The organism is Paenibacillus jamilae (genome assembly GCF_050482105.1).
Lineage (GTDB): Bacteria > Bacillota > Bacilli > Paenibacillales > Paenibacillaceae > Paenibacillus > Paenibacillus jamilae_B.
Genome location: NZ_JBCNHI010000033.1, coordinates 14,845 through 30,641 on the forward strand (window position 1 = coordinate 14,845; position 15,797 = coordinate 30,641).

At 45.9% G+C, this 15,797-nt stretch carries 14 protein-coding genes; 6 read left to right on the top strand and 8 right to left on the bottom strand.

The window, feature by feature from the left end; translation table 11 throughout:
• Positions 1-387: 387 nt before the first annotated feature.
• The 3 genes from ABEW32_RS24610 to ABEW32_RS24620 form a co-directional block, all read right to left on the bottom strand.
• Positions 388-2,013: a S8 family serine peptidase gene (locus ABEW32_RS24610; protein ID WP_430192694.1), complete on the bottom strand. Its 1,626-nt coding sequence runs from the start codon at positions 2,011-2,013 to the stop codon at positions 388-390.
• Positions 2,014-2,530: 517 nt separating this feature from the next.
• Positions 2,531-4,312, bottom strand: coding sequence for a SulP family inorganic anion transporter (locus ABEW32_RS24615; RefSeq protein WP_430192696.1), 1,782 nt, complete (start codon positions 4,310-4,312; stop codon positions 2,531-2,533).
• A gap of 29 nt (positions 4,313-4,341) precedes the next feature.
• On the bottom strand, positions 4,342-4,671 hold the full coding sequence (locus tag ABEW32_RS24620) for an ArsR/SmtB family transcription factor (RefSeq protein WP_007431533.1): 330 nt from the start codon (positions 4,669-4,671) through the stop codon (positions 4,342-4,344).
• A gap of 553 nt (positions 4,672-5,224) precedes the next feature.
• Here ABEW32_RS24620 and ABEW32_RS24625 point away from each other — a divergent pair.
• The 3 genes from ABEW32_RS24625 (at position 5,225) to ABEW32_RS24635 (ending at position 9,388) form a co-directional block, all read left to right on the top strand.
• The gene (locus ABEW32_RS24625; protein WP_430192699.1) at positions 5,225-6,682 is read left to right on the top strand and encodes an RtcB family protein; all 1,458 of its coding nucleotides are present in this window, start codon (positions 5,225-5,227) and stop codon (positions 6,680-6,682) included.
• On the top strand, positions 6,682-7,965 hold the full coding sequence (locus ABEW32_RS24630) for an AAA family ATPase (RefSeq protein ID WP_430192701.1): 1,284 nt from the start codon (positions 6,682-6,684) through the stop codon (positions 7,963-7,965). The genes ABEW32_RS24625 and ABEW32_RS24630 overlap by 1 nt, the downstream gene beginning before the upstream one ends.
• A 259-nt stretch (positions 7,966-8,224) precedes the next feature.
• A complete protein-coding gene (locus tag ABEW32_RS24635; protein ID WP_430192703.1) occupies positions 8,225-9,388 on the top strand; it encodes an MFS transporter in 1,164 nt (387 codons plus the stop codon).
• 87 nt (positions 9,389-9,475) lie between these two features.
• Here the strand turns inward: ABEW32_RS24635 and ABEW32_RS24640 are convergent, their stop codons facing one another.
• The 3 genes from ABEW32_RS24640 to ABEW32_RS24650 are packed head-to-tail and all read right to left on the bottom strand — an operon-like array spanning position 9,476 to position 11,780.
• A complete protein-coding gene (locus ABEW32_RS24640; RefSeq protein ID WP_430192705.1) occupies positions 9,476-10,228 on the bottom strand; it encodes an amino acid ABC transporter ATP-binding protein in 753 nt (250 codons plus the stop codon).
• Between the two features lie 14 nt (positions 10,229-10,242).
• Positions 10,243-10,911 carry an amino acid ABC transporter permease gene (locus ABEW32_RS24645; protein ID WP_430192707.1) on the bottom strand — a complete coding sequence of 223 codons (669 nt, stop codon included), beginning with the start codon at positions 10,909-10,911 and terminating at the stop codon, positions 10,243-10,245.
• 17 nt (positions 10,912-10,928) lie between these two features.
• Positions 10,929-11,780, bottom strand: a complete 852-nt coding sequence (locus ABEW32_RS24650) for an amino acid ABC transporter substrate-binding protein (RefSeq protein ID WP_430192709.1) — start codon at positions 11,778-11,780, stop codon at positions 10,929-10,931.
• A gap of 284 nt (positions 11,781-12,064) precedes the next feature.
• Here ABEW32_RS24650 and ABEW32_RS24655 point away from each other — a divergent pair, with 284 nt between their 5' ends.
• Positions 12,065-13,357, top strand: coding sequence for an MFS transporter (locus ABEW32_RS24655; RefSeq protein ID WP_430192711.1), 1,293 nt, complete (start codon positions 12,065-12,067; stop codon positions 13,355-13,357).
• Between the two features lie 128 nt (positions 13,358-13,485).
• Here ABEW32_RS24655 and ABEW32_RS24660 read toward each other — a convergent pair whose 3' ends face one another.
• Positions 13,486-13,743, bottom strand: a complete 258-nt coding sequence (locus tag ABEW32_RS24660; RefSeq protein ID WP_013372531.1) for a GlsB/YeaQ/YmgE family stress response membrane protein — start codon at positions 13,741-13,743, stop codon at positions 13,486-13,488.
• A gap of 295 nt (positions 13,744-14,038) precedes the next feature.
• Here ABEW32_RS24660 and ABEW32_RS24665 point away from each other — a divergent pair, with 295 nt between their 5' ends.
• Together ABEW32_RS24665 and ABEW32_RS24670 are read left to right on the top strand one after the other, a co-directional pair.
• Complete coding sequence (locus ABEW32_RS24665; protein ID WP_430192713.1) at positions 14,039-14,296, top strand: YkgJ family cysteine cluster protein; 258 nt, start codon at positions 14,039-14,041, stop codon at positions 14,294-14,296.
• A 41-nt stretch (positions 14,297-14,337) separates the two neighbouring features.
• The gene (locus tag ABEW32_RS24670; protein WP_430192715.1) at positions 14,338-15,294 is read left to right on the top strand and encodes an acetylxylan esterase; all 957 of its coding nucleotides are present in this window, start codon (positions 14,338-14,340) and stop codon (positions 15,292-15,294) included.
• 137 nt (positions 15,295-15,431) lie between these two features.
• On the opposite strand, the gene ABEW32_RS24675 is transcribed toward ABEW32_RS24670, so the two are convergent.
• Entirely contained in the window at positions 15,432-15,755 is a 324-nt protein-coding gene (locus ABEW32_RS24675) for a DUF3817 domain-containing protein (protein ID WP_016324638.1), read from the bottom strand.
• Between the last annotated feature and the right edge of the window lie 42 nt (positions 15,756-15,797).

Sequence of the window (15,797 nt, forward strand, 5' to 3'; positions counted from 1 at the left end):
GAGACACAAAAATATATAGATATGTTCGTAGATGGCAGTTCTTCATAGGTGAGTTTAATGCAATAGAAAAGCGATGAAATTCAGTAGATACCTAGGAGAAAAAGCAGGAGCATTTCGAAGAAAAAAACATGTTATATCATTACATTTTATATTAAAAATTGATATAACAGCATATATTATGGATAGTATAAAGTTATCAAAACAGATATACAAGTCATTTTTTTGCATTTTTCTTGAAATTCTATGAATTTTATATTCATATATGTACGAAAACCCCTTTTTAGCGGCTACGTCATGAGTGCAACACACAGTTAACAGGTGCATGCGTTCTTGTACGAGCCGCCCAAAGGGATCTTCGGGGATCTTTCTTACATCTTTTGATTATTTTTAGTTAAGTACGGAGTTCACCGCAGCAAGCGCATCGATCAGACCATATCCATAACCATTATTGGGTGAGGTCCGATACTGGGTGTCTGTCAGCGGTGTTGCTGTTTTTGAAATAACATCCTCCAATTGATCCACGGTTAATGATGGTTTAGCCTGAAGCAGCAATGCCACTAATCCGACAGTATGCGGGCCTGCCATAGAGGTGCCGTTCCAGCCACCCTCATAAACTCCTCCAGGTACAGAAGAACGAATTTTTACACCAGGAGCCGAAATTTCTGGCTTCACTTCGCCGTAAGGAGAAGGACCACGCAACGAGAAGCTGGCCAGCTTGTTATTGATATCGGTGGCTCCTGTGGCATAGGCTTCCGGTAGATTTGCCGGATTGGCCACAGATCCAGGTCCACCCGGATTCGACAGTGTTGTATTGCCTGCAGAGAACTCAGGGAAAATTTGAGCTGCTCTCCACGCCTTGGTGACTGGGCGATACCATTCGTCCAGGCCAGGTCCACCACCCCAAGAATTATTCACCACATCTGGTGCAAGCTCAGGGTGCTTTTTGCCGTTTTTATCTACAGGCGCAAGAATCCATTGCCCACCGTCCAGCAAGATGGAGTCTGTGGTATCCGGATTGAATACTCGAACGGCAATCCACTTGGCCCCTGGAGCAACACCGATTTCATTCGTACCGTTGCTGTCTGAGCCAACACTTGTCCCCATCGTATGTGTACCATGTCCATTGGAATCTGTGGGCAGTGATGCTCCATTAACCGCATCATACCAGCTCAGTTCAGGGTCCACGACTTGTCCAGAAGCATTAAGCCCCCGCCATTTTCTTTTCAGTGCCGGGTGAGTATATTCAACACCTGTATCTAGATTGGCAACGACAACGCCCTTGCCGTCAATACCTTTGGCCCACACCTGTGGTGCTTTGATTTTAGAAATATTCCACTCGACACGACTTGGCGCTACCGCATCTTTATATACGGATTCTTCCACTGATTTTTGTGCATTCTCTTCCGTCACAGCCGCATCAACAGCCGTTTGATCTGCAACTGCTTGGTCTGCTGTTGATTGCTCCCCTACCGGCTGGGCATCCTTATCGATTTCTACCTTTTGCAGCTCCCGCTTTTCATCCGGTAAAATTTTGTCGATCTCAGGCAAGGTAGCGAGATTATCCATGACCTCTTTGGTACTGGTTACCGCAAATGCATTCACGATAAAGTAACTCTTATACTTTTTGACGTTTCCGTTGTTGACTTCCTTCTTTAAGTATTCTTCCACAGACTGTTGAGTTTTTTCTGCGGTATCCATGAGAGAGCTGACCACCGTTTTGCGTACAGAAAGCTTAGCAGCAGCAGGGGAAATCTGCTCGGCGGAAGCCTTCTGAAAAGCATGCTTAGCAACAGACTCCGTGTCTACCTGATCCTTTAATTTAACCAGATAAGTGACATACTCGCTGGTACTGAATTGCTGGTTCAGCTTGGCTGAAACCTTAGCGCTAATCGTCGATGCTCCTGCTGAGGAAGTTGTGCTGGAATCTCCATACACCGGAGAAATCAGAGAAAAAGCAAGAATAGCGGTAAAACCAACCGACAGCGTCTTTTTAACATTTTTCGACTTAATCAATACTATACTTTTCATCTCCCTTTACTTGGTTTTTTGGATTCTCAAAGACAGCCTTAAGGGCAGCAGCGTCAAAAACTCACAAATAGCCTCTGGTACTCACCTCCTTTAAAAATATAGATTCTGGGGTGAAATCCATAGGTCATATTCTGAGGTGAATAACCTTTGGTGCAGACCACAAGAAACGACATTCAAGCAAGAGCTGTGACAGGTCTAGGAAAAAGTAAGTGAAAAAATGAAGAAAAAGGTAGGGTAGAATACTAGAAGTGATCGAGGAGGTTGGTAATCACGTATTAAAATACAATTTAAAACAAAAGAATGAAACATATGGTATCTTTTGAATCTAGTATAGTGTCACAAAATCAGATATTCAAGCATTTTTTTTGAATTTTATTCCTTTTTTTCTTGAAGAAGTGAAAAACCTCTTCCATTTTCGAAACCAATGCGAGTCTTTCATACTGCATTTTGTTTCGGATCATAGAAGAGGTTTTCGGCATTCAGCAGCAAAAGTAGAAGGGCGCTATCTGCTGCTATTTACAGGTATGGGAACCGAAACGGCTCCTTCTGGAAAGGAAGATTTGGGTTCCTGGGTTCTACGACACAGGCTCGTACATTCTCGAAAAGCCATTTGTCTGCACCCACTGCACCGGTCCTGATTCACCATAGCAAGAGCTGCCGTTAAGGCCTCTCCAGTATGTTCAAAAAAGTGATTTTGTCCGATCATGTCGTAGCATCCGGTTTTCTGCAGCAATTCCAGCGGTTGAGGCTGAAGCCCGGACACAAGCACTGTGCCACCAGACTTCCGGTATTTTTGTATTAAGGCAGTAAAGTTAGCTTCTCCCGTCATATCCATAAAAGGGACCTTGCCCATACGCAACAACAAAATCCCTTGCAGGTGGCCAGTCTGTCCCCCTACACCTGAGTTTTCCAACGTCGAAGCTGCACCGAAAAACAGGGGGCCTTCCACATTGTAAATAGCCACCTGTGGGCAATCGTGCTGCTCTGTGACCATATGTGCGCCTACCTTTTCATGCTTCACAGAAGGGTCAGGAAGCACCTTATCTACTGAAAGCGTACTGCTCATGCGTTTGACAAACAGTACAACTGCCAGAATTAGACCTACCTCCACAGCCGTTGTCAGCGTCGTAAAAACCGTCAGCAAAAAGGTGACGACCAGCACAATAGAATCCGCTGTCCGTGTTTTGAGGATGTGTGCAAAATGCTTGCGCTCACTCATATTCCAGGCGACCACCATCAACACCGGTGCCATACTGGCCAACGGAATATTGGATGCATAAGGTGCAAAAAGCATCAGAATGAGGAGCACAACGACCCCGTGCACAATGCCTGACATAGGAGATACCGCGTTGTTGCGGATATTGGTGGCCGTACGGGCAATGGCACCTGTCGCAGGAATGCCGCCAAATAGTGGTGTCAGCACATTGGCAATCCCTTGTCCAACCAGCTCGCGATTGCTGTTATGGCGGGTTCCCGTCATCCCGTCAGCTACCACCGCTGAAAGTAGCGATTCAATAGCCCCCAGCATCGCTATAACAAGGGCTGGCGGCAAGAGCTTCACGATTAATTCCCACGTCATCGTAGGAACATGCAGCTCAGGCAAAGATGCTGGAATTGCGCCATAAGCAGAGCCAATCGTAGCCACCTGCCCAGGAAAAAGCAAAGCTGCCACCAGCGTTGACAAGAGTAGGCCGACCAGTGAGCCAGGTATCTTGGGCCATTTTTTAGGCACCACAATAAGCGCAGCAAGACAGATACAGGCTGTCAGGATGCTGTACACATTGAGTGAAGGAAGTCGATGGACGAGCTCTGCCATCGAAGGCAGAAAAGTTTCATGTCGCTCTACCCCGCGCAAGCCGAGAAAGTTAGCAATCTGACCGCTGAAGATTGTCACGGCAATCCCAGCTGTAAAGCCAATGGTTACTGGCTTGGGAATAAACTTGATCAACACCCCCAGCCTAAGAACACCCATTAAAATGAGGATAATACCTGCCATAAAACCGGCTATAAGTAGATTCTCATACCCGTATTGCATAACAATAGCCAGCAAAATCGGAATAAACGCACCTGTAGGTCCTCCGATCTGAAATTTGGACCCACCCAGCAGTGAAATCACAATCCCCGCCACGATGGTTGTGTACAGACCATATTCCGGCTTTACCCCCGATGCAATGGCGAACGCCATACCGAGCGGGATGGCCACAATCGCTACAATGCTTCCAGAAATTAGATCCTTTCGTAAAGCCCCTGCGTTATAGCCTTCGAACCTTCCTATCCACTTCATTCCTGTAACCCTTCTTTTCTGTAGTAGCATTACTTCTCGTTACGTATTCCTTCCAGCAACGAGATCGCTTCGACTAAATGATTGTCAAAAATCCGCCGCGCCACCGCTAACAGCTCTGTTAAGAGCGGATCACGTAGTGAATACACGACCGTTGTGCCTTCCTTGAAGCTGTTCACCAAATTTTTAGCACGTAAAACAGCCAATTGCTGCGATACAGCAGAACCTTCGGAACCAAGCGCAGTCTGCAGCTCGTTCACATTCCGTTCCCCTTCACTCAACACTTCCAAAATGCGGATGCGCAGAGGGTGAGCCAACGCTTTGAAAAAGTCAGCCTTAAACTTCTGGAGATCTCCTTCCATGCCTGCGCCGTCCTCCTCACAGAATTGTTTTCATAACAATCAACAATATCTGAATATTTGAATATTCAGTACAATAACAGCTTTGGGTCAATTGAACTATGATGTTACTCACACTTCACCATGCGTATAGTCACATTTTTCCACGTTTTTACCTTTCAGGGTTGACAGCTTCCACAGGTTTCCATTAACATAGCAATTAACTTTAAGAAAAGGGGGCCGACAGACATGATCAAGCTTTACACGCTAACGACGATTAGTCAGCAAGATACAACCACATATTCGAAATTTCGTCTCATCGGTCCCGTTCGGGCGACATGATGGGGATGTCACGCTGTCTGACGGCGTGATGTACCAGGCTTTTTTATTTTTTTATGCTATTGAAAGAACAGGTTATTTATGTTTTTATGATGTATTGTATGATGTACTGATCATAAAATGTAATGACACTTTCGGTGCAGGAAGCCGTAGACGACAAGTCTGCGGCTTTTTTGTTTTTTTCAAATCTATCTATACGATGTTATGAATTTACATGAAGAAGGGAACTACCCATTTTATGAATATACAACCTATGACCAACTCATCTTTGCATGAAGGACCATATAGCCATCTGATGAAGCTTCCAGCAGGAGATTTGACCGTGTACGCTTCGCAGCAACTCTTCTCCTCACTGGATTACAAAGTGTTCGAGATGGCTAACAACAATTTACAAATTCCTGGAATCCGCTATATGGGATACACACCGGATGTACATGTAGGCGTCGGAACCTGCATCGGTACAACTGCGGTGTGGGGAATGGAAGACGGCTATGTATCTCCCTCCATCGTTGGCAGCGATATTGGCTGTGGCATGCGCGTACACCTGACCAATCTGCACAAGGATGCTTTGAAGGAAATTAAGCTGCGTCGCAAGCTGGTTAAGACGATCGACAAATACTTGCCAATGGAAGCCCACCAACGCGGACATTATTCGGATATACGACTGGAGCATATTGTACGCAAGGGTTTGCATGGCTTGCCTAATAAATACATTCCCGATAGCTACACTCCTAAGAAATCTACCTCACTGACCCATGTAGAGCACAGTAAGTTCTCCTTTGACGAGGAAGTGCTGAATCTTGTCGAAGACCGTACTTGGCACCGGGCTCATCGGCAGCTCGGTACGTTGGGTGGAGGCAATCATTTCGTGGAAATTCAAGCGATTGAAATTGCGGAGGAAAATAGAGAAGTCGCTGAAGCTTGGGGAATGTTTGATGGTCAGGTAGCTGTGATGATTCATTCCGGATCACGTGCTTGGGGTGGAGCAGTCAGCCAGAACAGTTCATCTGCCATTGCCAAAGTGATGAGCCGTCTCGGTCTTGGCACCTCCGACCCGAGACTGGTATTCGCACCGCTGGATCATCCTGAGGCAGCACATTATGTGGATATGATGTATTCAGCGCTGAATTATGCTGTGGTGAACCGACATCTGATTGCATACTCCGTGCGAGAGGCCTTCCGTGATGTTTTTGGTACAAAGTGCGAGTTGCGTACTTTGTACGATCTGATGCACAATTATGCTTGGAATGAGTCCCATCCGGATCATGGCAGCGTGTTTGTTCATCGTAAGGGTGCGACACGCGCTCTTCCAGCTGGACATCCCGACAATCCGCGGCCTTATCAGGCAACAGGGCATCCGGCCCTGATCCCCGGCTCTATGGGGACTGCCTCTTATATTATGGTAGGTTTACCGGGCGGTCAGGATAACTTTCACTCCATTTGTCATGGAGCGGGCCGTATTCGCTCGCGTTCTGCGACCAAGCGGCTTGTAAGTGTAGACGATTTTGCAGGTGCCCTGGGTGTTGGGACAGACGACGAAATTGTGGTCAACCAGGCATCTCTGGAAAGTATTATCGACGAATCTCCACAAGCCTACAAAAATGTAGATGATATTATTGAAAGTGTTACCGGGGCAGGACTCGCAGCCGTTGTAGCCAAATGTAGACCGCTGGCCGCCCTGAAAGGAGCAAAATAATGTTGAGTATAGACATCCCAGCTATTTATGAATTTGACGAACAAACAGATGGACGCATTACCGGTTATGCCGCTTATGCCCGTCTGATCGACGGTATTAGTGAAGCACTCTATAACCGCTATGGCGTAAAATATGAGCTGTATGCCAGTGATGATCCCAATATTGAATATTGGGATCTGCTGGAGGAGGATATTCGTTCAGGCAGCCCTGATCTGGAGCATGTGGCACGGGTCTTCGATCGTTTGGAGGAACGCACCATTCAATATGACGATGACGGGCCAACGCCTGAATATGGTGTGCATCTGTCGATGCGCAATAATGTATTTGCCTATCCCAAGTGGGGGATCGCACTGGCACGAGTCCCCTTTTTCCGTGAAAATGGCGTATACAATGAAGATTACGTATTTGCCATAGGCGACCAGGAACTGCAAAGCTTCCTCGCCGGCGTACGCGGTCGTGAACGCAAGCAAAATATGAAGCGTGTCACCGTCTTCACCGATACAAGCCGAGGACTCTCCCGGCAGGCAGAGCCGATAACCCGCGCCATTACGCGGGATGATGTGATTTTGAAAGCGGAAATCAAGCGGGATATCTTCCGATCACTTGATCAGTTTTTTGAAGCAGATCGTACCTTTTATCAGACTTATAACATTCCTTACAAGCGTGGAATTCTACTGTACGGCCATCCAGGTAACGGCAAAACAACACTTGTGAAATCAATTGCCAGCAGTGTACCGGGTCCGGCCGCTTACTGGCAAATTACAGAATATACAACCAGTGAATCAGTCAAAGAGGTGTTCGAGGCAGCTACTCGCCTGGCTCCAATGGTGCTGGTCATTGAGGACATTGATTCTATGCCTCAGGAGGTTCGTTCCTTTTTCCTGAATACGCTCGACGGCGCTACATCCAAGGAGGGTATCTTCCTGATCGGAACGACCAATTATCCCGAAAAAATTGATCCGGGACTGATGAACCGGGCGGGGCGTTTCGATCGGGCTTACGAAATTAGTTTGCCTGACGAAGCGCTGCGACTCGCGTATCTCAAGCTGCGTAACTTCCTTGTTTTTGCAGGTGAGACAGGTACACAGAAGGCGGCAACGATGACGGACGGCTTCTCCCTGGCTCAGCTTGGTGAACTGTATGTCAGCACGGCTCTAGAATGGCATGAGCAAGGAAAAGCCGATATTGAGCTGATTATTAAAGGCATGCGGGGCGAGCTTGATAAAAGCCGCAAGCAGGACTGGCTAAAAAATGCCTCCGAAGGAAGAGTTGGGTTCTTCTGATTAATCCTTTTACTGTCTTATTATGAAATTTATGTTATACTGATAAGCAATAAAGTACCGAAAGGGTGACCTTAAGCCAATGATCTACTAATCCTATTTCCAAAGAAAAAACGTAATCTTACGAATTTTCTGGATAGGATTAGTGTAGGCTTTTGGGTATTAACGATAAGAGCATTGCTTCTTTGACGGGAGCAGTGTATCTTCTTGTTCGTATGTCTGCCTCCTATCCAGAAACCAATGGATAAGGAGGTTTTTTAGTATGAAAAGAATACTCGCAATTCTCATGATCAATATATTCATTGTGATGGTCGGCGTTGGTTTGATTACTCCTATTCTGCCGGAACTAATCATTGAATTTGGTGCCAGTGGGCGAGCCATCGGCTTATTGGTGGCAGCCTATGGCATAACGCAATTCCTGCTCTCGCCCATGACGGGACAGCTGTCTGATCGATATGGGAGAAAAGTTTTTATCGTCGTAGGTGTTATTATTTTTGCGGTAGCTAAATTTATTTTTGCTATTGGAGATGAACTGTGGATGCTGTATACCTCAAGACTTCTGGAAGGAGTGGCAGCAGCCCTGATTATTCCGCCCATGATGGCATATGTAGCTGATATTACTACGACCGAAGAACGTGCCAAAGGGAATAGCCTACTAGCGGCAGCGATGTCATTTGGTTTTGTTATTGGTCCAGGACTTGGCGGCCTCCTTGCAGCATATGGAACGAGAATGCCGCTGTATACAGCAACAGGTGCAGCTATGATTGCAGTTATTTTTTCAATCATTTGTTTACCTGAAAGTTTATCGAAAGAACAAATGAAGGCAGCACGGGCAAAAATTAATCATCAAAGAGAATCTATTTTCAAACAGTATGCAAGGTCATTGAAGTCAAAATATGCGATGTTTTTTGTCATTGTTCTGGTGATGACTTTTGGACTCGCTAATTTTGAATCCGTTCTTGGTTTATATGTAACGAATCGCTTCCAATTCTCACCGCAACATATTTCAATCCTTTTAACGGCAGGTGCTATGATCGGCGTCGGTATGCAGGCATTGGTTGTTGCGAAAATGATCCATCAATTTGGTGAAAAAAGGTTGATCAAAGGCTCGCTTCTATTCACCTCTGCCGCTTATATTTTACTTCTCTTTGCCAAAGATTTTTGGAGTATCTTTCTTGTGACTTCCCTTATTTTCTTTGCCACCGCTATGCTTCGTCCAGCTCTTAATACACAATTGTCGAAGATGGCAGGTAATGAGCAAGGGTATGTAGCTGGTATGAATAATGCCTATATGAGTGTCGGAAATATTTTAGGTCCTACTCTAGCGGGATTTTTATTTGATGCAAATATGTTTGCTCCATTCCTAACAGGCTGTTGTATTCTTTTAATTACCTTTTTGATTACATTAAAAATGAAAGTGAAATAAAAGAGAGGACCACTGACGAATAAAAGGCAGCTACTGGCCTGGGGCGTTATTTTCAATCCCCTGGCTGTAGCTGCCTTTCTGTTCAGTTTATTCCGTTTCCCCACTCAATCGATTGAGAAACTGGATGGCCCGTGGACTGGTGGGCTGCTCCAGCACCTGATGTGGCTTACCCTGCTCAATGATTACGCCCTGATCCATCAAGATTACATGATCCGCAACCTCTGCCGCAAATTTCATTTCGTGGGTAACAATAACCATCGTCATCCCTTCGGCAGCCAACTGCTTTATGACCTTGAGCACCTCACCTACCAACTCGAGATCAAGAGCAGAGGTCGGTTCGTCGAACAAAAGCACCTCAGGTTGGACTGCCATTGCCCGGGCAATACCGACCCGTTGTTGCTGTCCTCCCGACAATTGATGCGGATAGGATTCTGCTTTATCAGCCAATCCTACCTTTTTCAACAGTTCCAATGCCCGTTTGCGCGCCTCGTCCTTGCTTTTTTTCTGAACCGTGACTTGCCCCTCCATCACATTTTGCACGGCAGTCATATGCGGAAAGAGGTTGTAGGATTGAAATACCATCCCTGTCCGTTTACGCAGCGCCAAAATGTTTTCTTGTCGGAGCTTCGTTCCCTTCGCAAAATTCAGTGCAATATCACCTACCTGAATCTCCCCCTGGTCGGGAACCTCCAGCAAATTCAAGCAGCGTAAAAACGTTGTTTTACCAGAACCGGAAGGGCCGATAATTACAAGCACTTTTCCCTTATCGAGCGTCACGTCAATACCCTTAAGCACTTCCAGCGAGCCGAACGACTTGTGTATATTCCGAATTTGGATCACCGGTACAGTCTCCTTTATCTAACGGAAAAACGGCTCAGACGTTTTTCCAAATCATTTTGCAGCACCGTCAATATCGTGCTAAACAGCAGGTAAATTACTCCTGCCTCGGTATACACTAACAATGGTTCGTATGTGGTAGCTACAATCTGATTAGCCGTTCTAAACATTTCCACATAGGTGATAGTGGCAGCCAGTGAAGTATCCTTTACCAAGCTGATGAATGAATTCGCAAGCGGAGGTACGGATACACGGGAAGCTTGAGGAAGCACAATCCGCCGCAGTACTTGCGAGCGTGTCATTCCCAAGGAATATCCTGCCTCCCATTGACCTTCCTGAATGGAAATAATAGCCGCACGCATAATTTCAGAGCTATAGGCCCCCACACTAAGCGTAAAGCCGATCACTGAAGCAATAAACGGGTCCAGTGTAATACCAACAGAAGGTAAACCGTAAAAAATAATATACAATTGCACCAGCAAAGGGGTACCTCGAATCACCCATACATAGAAGCCGAAAATCAGCTTGAGTATTCTCCATTTGGACAACCGGGCGAGCGCAGTGATTAGCGCCAGCACGAGTCCCAGGGCAAATGAGATCAGCGTGAGCGGAATCGTAAAAGAAACCCCTGCTTTTAGCAGAGGCAATAATGAATCCATAATAATTTGTATTTGGCGATCATCCATTGTACAGACATCCTTTATTATTTGGACACATCGGCTCCAAAATATTTTTCTGAAATTTTCAGATACGTACCGTCAGCCTTCATATCAGCCAATGCTTTGTTGACTTCCTTGATCAAATCTTCGCTGCCTTTGTTAAATACGGCTGCGCTGTGTGAAGCATCTGTAGATTCGTCCACCTTTTTGATTGGAGCATCAGGCTTTTGCTTTTTCAGATCCAGGTAGGATAATCCATCATTGACGGTCGCATCTACCCGTTTGGAAGTAAGAAGATCAATAGCTTGGTTGAATCCTTCGGTTGCTACAATTTCCGCACCGTTGCTTTTGGCGATCTGAGTCAGGTTGCTGGTCAGGGATTGTCCTGCCTTTTTACCTTTTAGATCAGCGAATTTGTGGATGTCAGTATTATCTTCACTCACGATCAGAACCGCCTTGGAGACAATGTACGGATCGGAAAAATCATATTTTTGCTTGCGCTCATCTGTTATGGACACTTCATTGAATACTGTGTCAAACCGCTTGGAGTTCAAGCCTGCAAATATTCCGTCCCATTGTGTCTCGATAAATTCGGGTTGCACACCCAGACGCTTACTTACTTCGGTTGCAATATCGACGTCAAAGCCTGTCAGTTTTCCAGCAGCATCATGGTACGTAAAGGGAGCATAGGTACCTTCCGTACCGATTCTCAGCTTGCCACTCGCTTTTACAGATTCAAGAGTAGCTGCAGCCGTTGTATCTGCTTTTCCATTATTAGAACCGTTCTCTCCGGTAGATGCATTATTCGTACCAGCGGCTTTATCATTGTTACCGCAAGCCGAAACCAGCAATGCCATCACAATGAGTACAACAGGTAAAAGACTAAACTTTCTCATATTATCCACACTCTTTTCCTTTTTCTTGATAACCTAGCGCAAGTTGGTTATTGAATAGTACATCATCCATTTTCGTACGTCAATGCTTTTATCCAATAATCCCTATCTAAAAGGTTAGTTATTATATTTTCATCTAATGCTATTCTAGGTTGACTCAATCATAGGCAGGCTATTCATTGTTGCTCCCCTTGCAGTAACTTTTTGTGTACCATCACCTAAGAGATTTCGTATAATAGGTTTTAATATGCGGATTACAAATTAGAAATATTTACCGGAGCGTGATCATGGATACCCAAAATTCAACTTTATCCCACGAAGGAAGGCACTCAGCCTGGGCTACCTTTACTTCACCTTTAAAGCAATCCAAAGCGTTCACCCTCTTGTGGCTTGGACACTGGATCGCTATGCTAGGGAGCTCCGTCACGACAGTCATTTTGCCACTGGTTATCTATTCTCTGACAGGCTCGACAACCATCATGGGACTAGCGATGACGGTTTATATGCTGCCAAACGTACTTATTCTTCCTTTCGCAGGAATGATTGTGGACAGAATTGACCGGATTCGTCTCCTTCTGTTCACGAACATCGCCCGCTTTGGCCTGATGTTCGTTGCATCTGTGCTGATGTTCTCTAACGGGATGAAATTGCCGTTCCTTTTTGTAGGCCTCGCATTGTATGGATTGATGGATGGTATCTTTAATCCGGCTTATTCGGCCTTACGTGCACAGGTATTCACGCCGGACATCCGCAATGCTGCCAATGCGCTAAGTCAAATCAGTATACAAGCCGTTCGTCTTCTCGGTCCGCCGTTAGGAGGCTTTATCGTATCCTTTTCCTCCCCAGGTGTCGGCTTTGGACTGGACTCTATTGCTTACCTGGTATCCTTTTCCTGCTTTTGGATGCTAAGCGCTCATTTGGCCTCCGTCATCGGCAAGCGTCAGTCCGATTTAGAACAGGAGGATCAAGGTGGACAACATTTTCTCAAGGATTTTATAGCAGGCTTTGCTATTCTCAAAAGCCATCCTTGGCTATGGATTACGATTCTCGCTTTTTCCTTCATTAATATTTGTTATTCAGGTATTATTGCTGTACTCATTCCGTGGCTGTTCAAGGTTCATCATGGCTATAATCCAGTTGTATACGGGACCGCAATGGCAAGTAGTGGTATTGGTGCCATGCTGGGCGCCTTTGTGTATGGATCGCGCAAGCATTGGAAGCACCGTGGGTTGCTCGCTTACTTAGGAGCTTTTGTCAGTGGTTTTGCCTTGCTGCTGTTGTCTATAGTCACCTGGATGCCAGGCTTAATTATGAGCATGATGCTCGAAGGATTTGGCATTATGATATTTGCGATTATCTGGGAGACAAGCCTGCAGGAGTTAGTCCCCGCTGAATCCTTTGGACGTGTAGCCAGTCTGGATCTGATGTTTTCCTTTGCACTACTTCCTGTTGGCTATCTGGTCGTAGGTGCCGTGGCGGACAAGCTTGGCGGCATCCTCACCATTGGCATGTTTGCAACCATCGGCATGTGTATCGTGCTGGGCGTGCTAATTGTTCCTCATATCAGACGATTTCAATAGGAACTATGTAACTGTATCTCAAGAAAAAAGCTGCTCCCGCAGGTTCATTTGTGAACCCTGCGGAAGCAGCTTTTTTCCATTTTTAACTCGCACCCCATTGGGACGGGTCTATTCAATAATTCGCAAAGTTAGCCTCTGCTCCGTCCAACGGAACGGAAGATCAAGCTTACAATCACGACCAGCACAATCGCACCGATTAATGCAGGAACGATGTAGAACGATCCGATTTCAGGACCCCAGTCTCCCAGAATCAAGCTACCCAACCATCCACCGATAAAACCAGCGATGATGTTACCAATCACGCCACCCGGAACATCACGACCTGCGATAATTCCTGCCAACCAACCAATAATACCACCAACAATCAATGCCCATAACCAACTCATTTTGCGTCACCTCGTTTAAGTTTTTATCGTTGTGTTCTATTATTAACCACTCGAACTCCTTTTGAACACACAGAGATCAATTGGTTAATATTACCACTCAATGGAATGCTGATTCGTAGGATGATACCATCCTACGTACTTCCCATCTTATTTATGCTCTTTAAGTGGAAAGTGTGTCTCCTATTCGTTTATCCTTGTATTCCTGCTTTTTTTGTGCCATCCTCACATTATGGCTTCATTGAAGTCACTTCATGCATAAGTTACAAAAATAACAGATTATAAGGAGTGACCCCCATTGGAGTGTCGAGTAGGATGTGCTGCGTGTTGCATTGCCATTACGATTTCTTCCCCTATACCCGGCATGCCGGATGGAAAACCCGCTGGTGTTCCTTGCCCTCAGCTCACGCCCGATTACCGTTGCCAATTATTCGGCAAGCCTGAGCGACCCGCCGTATGCAGTGGCTTTCATGCTGATGAGGACACATGCGGAAACACTAATGAACAAGCATTTGAGCTGCTGAGAAAGCTGGAGAAATCCACTTTACCGAGTTAAAGCTAAGGCGAACTCATTCTATATGAAGGAGAATATTGATTATGAATGTTATTGAAAAAAGAATTGCAGAATTGAAGCAGTATGCTCCCGATCTTACCACCCCTAAAGATATGGATTTATTCTGGGACAAAACACTGAAAGAAGCTCACGCCAAACCTGTACGTGCGTTCAAAACGCCCATAGGAACACCGTATCCTCACATGATGGCCTATCGGGTTACTTTTGAGGGTGTTGATGATACGCCACTACATGCCTGGTATGTACGCCCTCGGTTTGCTGGAGACCAAAAGCTGCCGTGCATCGTTCTATTTCATGGCTATACAGGTGGAAAAGGCTATCCTGAAGATTATTCATCCTGGCTGATGCTTGGCTTTGCAGTATTGGCGGTAGATGTCCGAGGTCAGGGAGGAGAAACGGGGGATCGTCGGAATGATCCTCATGGGACCGTTAAAGGCTGGGTCACGAAAGGAATATTGGACAAGGATACCTGCTACTACAAAACGATTACAACCGATGCCCTTAGAGCTGTAGATTGGGCGGCAGAGCAATCCGATGTCGATTCAGCTAAAATCGTAATCAGTGGCGCCAGCCAGGGCGGTGGACTTGCATTAATGGTGGCTGCGCTCAGCGATAAAGCTGCCACTGTAGCAGCAGATATCCCCAATATGTGTCATATGGATTTTGGCATGATGAATTCTACCAGCTCACTGACAGAAGCTGCCGAATTCGCAAACCGCTTCCCTGAGCATTTAGAACAGGTACTACATACATTAAGTTACTTTGACGTGATGAATCTGGCTCATCGTATCCGTATTCCGGTCATGGTATCTGTAGGGCTGAAGGATACGGTGTGCATGCCAGAAACGATTTTCGCCGCCTACAACCGCATGGAGTCACCGAAAATGATCGAAATTTATCCATTCACCGGACATTGGGTTGAAGGTTTCCACAGACGCAAGACGGCTGAGTTTTTAGTTCAAACCTTAGCATTACATTGAGTGCATGGTTTCCTCCGGTGCATAAAAAAAGAACACCACGCATCCATCTGCGTAATGTTCTTTCTATTGCATCGGAGCCAGTCTCACTTCCACAGACAAGCTTCTCGTCACTTCACAGCGAAGCACCTCTGTAAAGTTTACGATGCAGTTCGCTGTTCTGCTGCCGAATCCCCTGTCCATTTTCTCACCCAAACAAAATCCATAATCATCAGACCAAACGGAATGAAGGATGCAAACATAATGAAAAGAGGTCTCCGTATAGACCAATGTAGTGCGGTTTTTCCATAGATCAAAGCAACGAGGAGCAACAGAAAGCTCACCCGGTATATGTTACCAATCACCATAACCGCCTGGGTCATGCCCGCAGCTTGCAGCGGCTGGTGGGTAAATAGTATTGCCAAATACGCTATAGCTTGAATCCAGAGCATGAGCCGGACACGCCCCAAAGGTGTTCTTAACACAAATTTAATCCCCTCTCCATGAGCTGAGATGTTTCTCTCATC

What these genes read in the sequence shown, in the direction of transcription:
- ABEW32_RS24615 (WP_430192696.1), bottom strand. Translation starts at nt 4,312, where the DNA reads ATGAAGTGGATAGGAAGGTTCGAAGGCTATAACGCAGGGGCTTTACGA.
- ABEW32_RS24620 (WP_007431533.1), bottom strand. Translation starts at nt 4,671, where the DNA reads ATGGAAGGAGATCTCCAGAAGTTTAAGGCTGACTTTTTCAAAGCGTTG.
- ABEW32_RS24625 (WP_430192699.1), top strand. Translation starts at nt 5,225, where the DNA reads ATGAATATACAACCTATGACCAACTCATCTTTGCATGAAGGACCATAT.
- ABEW32_RS24630 (WP_430192701.1), top strand. Translation starts at nt 6,682, where the DNA reads ATGTTGAGTATAGACATCCCAGCTATTTATGAATTTGACGAACAAACA.
- ABEW32_RS24635 (WP_430192703.1), top strand. Translation starts at nt 8,225, where the DNA reads ATGAAAAGAATACTCGCAATTCTCATGATCAATATATTCATTGTGATG.
- ABEW32_RS24645 (WP_430192707.1), bottom strand. Translation starts at nt 10,911, where the DNA reads ATGGATGATCGCCAAATACAAATTATTATGGATTCATTATTGCCTCTG.
- ABEW32_RS24650 (WP_430192709.1), bottom strand. Translation starts at nt 11,780, where the DNA reads ATGAGAAAGTTTAGTCTTTTACCTGTTGTACTCATTGTGATGGCATTG.
- ABEW32_RS24655 (WP_430192711.1), top strand. Translation starts at nt 12,065, where the DNA reads ATGGATACCCAAAATTCAACTTTATCCCACGAAGGAAGGCACTCAGCC.
- ABEW32_RS24660 (WP_013372531.1), bottom strand. Translation starts at nt 13,743, where the DNA reads ATGAGTTGGTTATGGGCATTGATTGTTGGTGGTATTATTGGTTGGTTG.
- ABEW32_RS24670 (WP_430192715.1), top strand. Translation starts at nt 14,338, where the DNA reads ATGAATGTTATTGAAAAAAGAATTGCAGAATTGAAGCAGTATGCTCCC.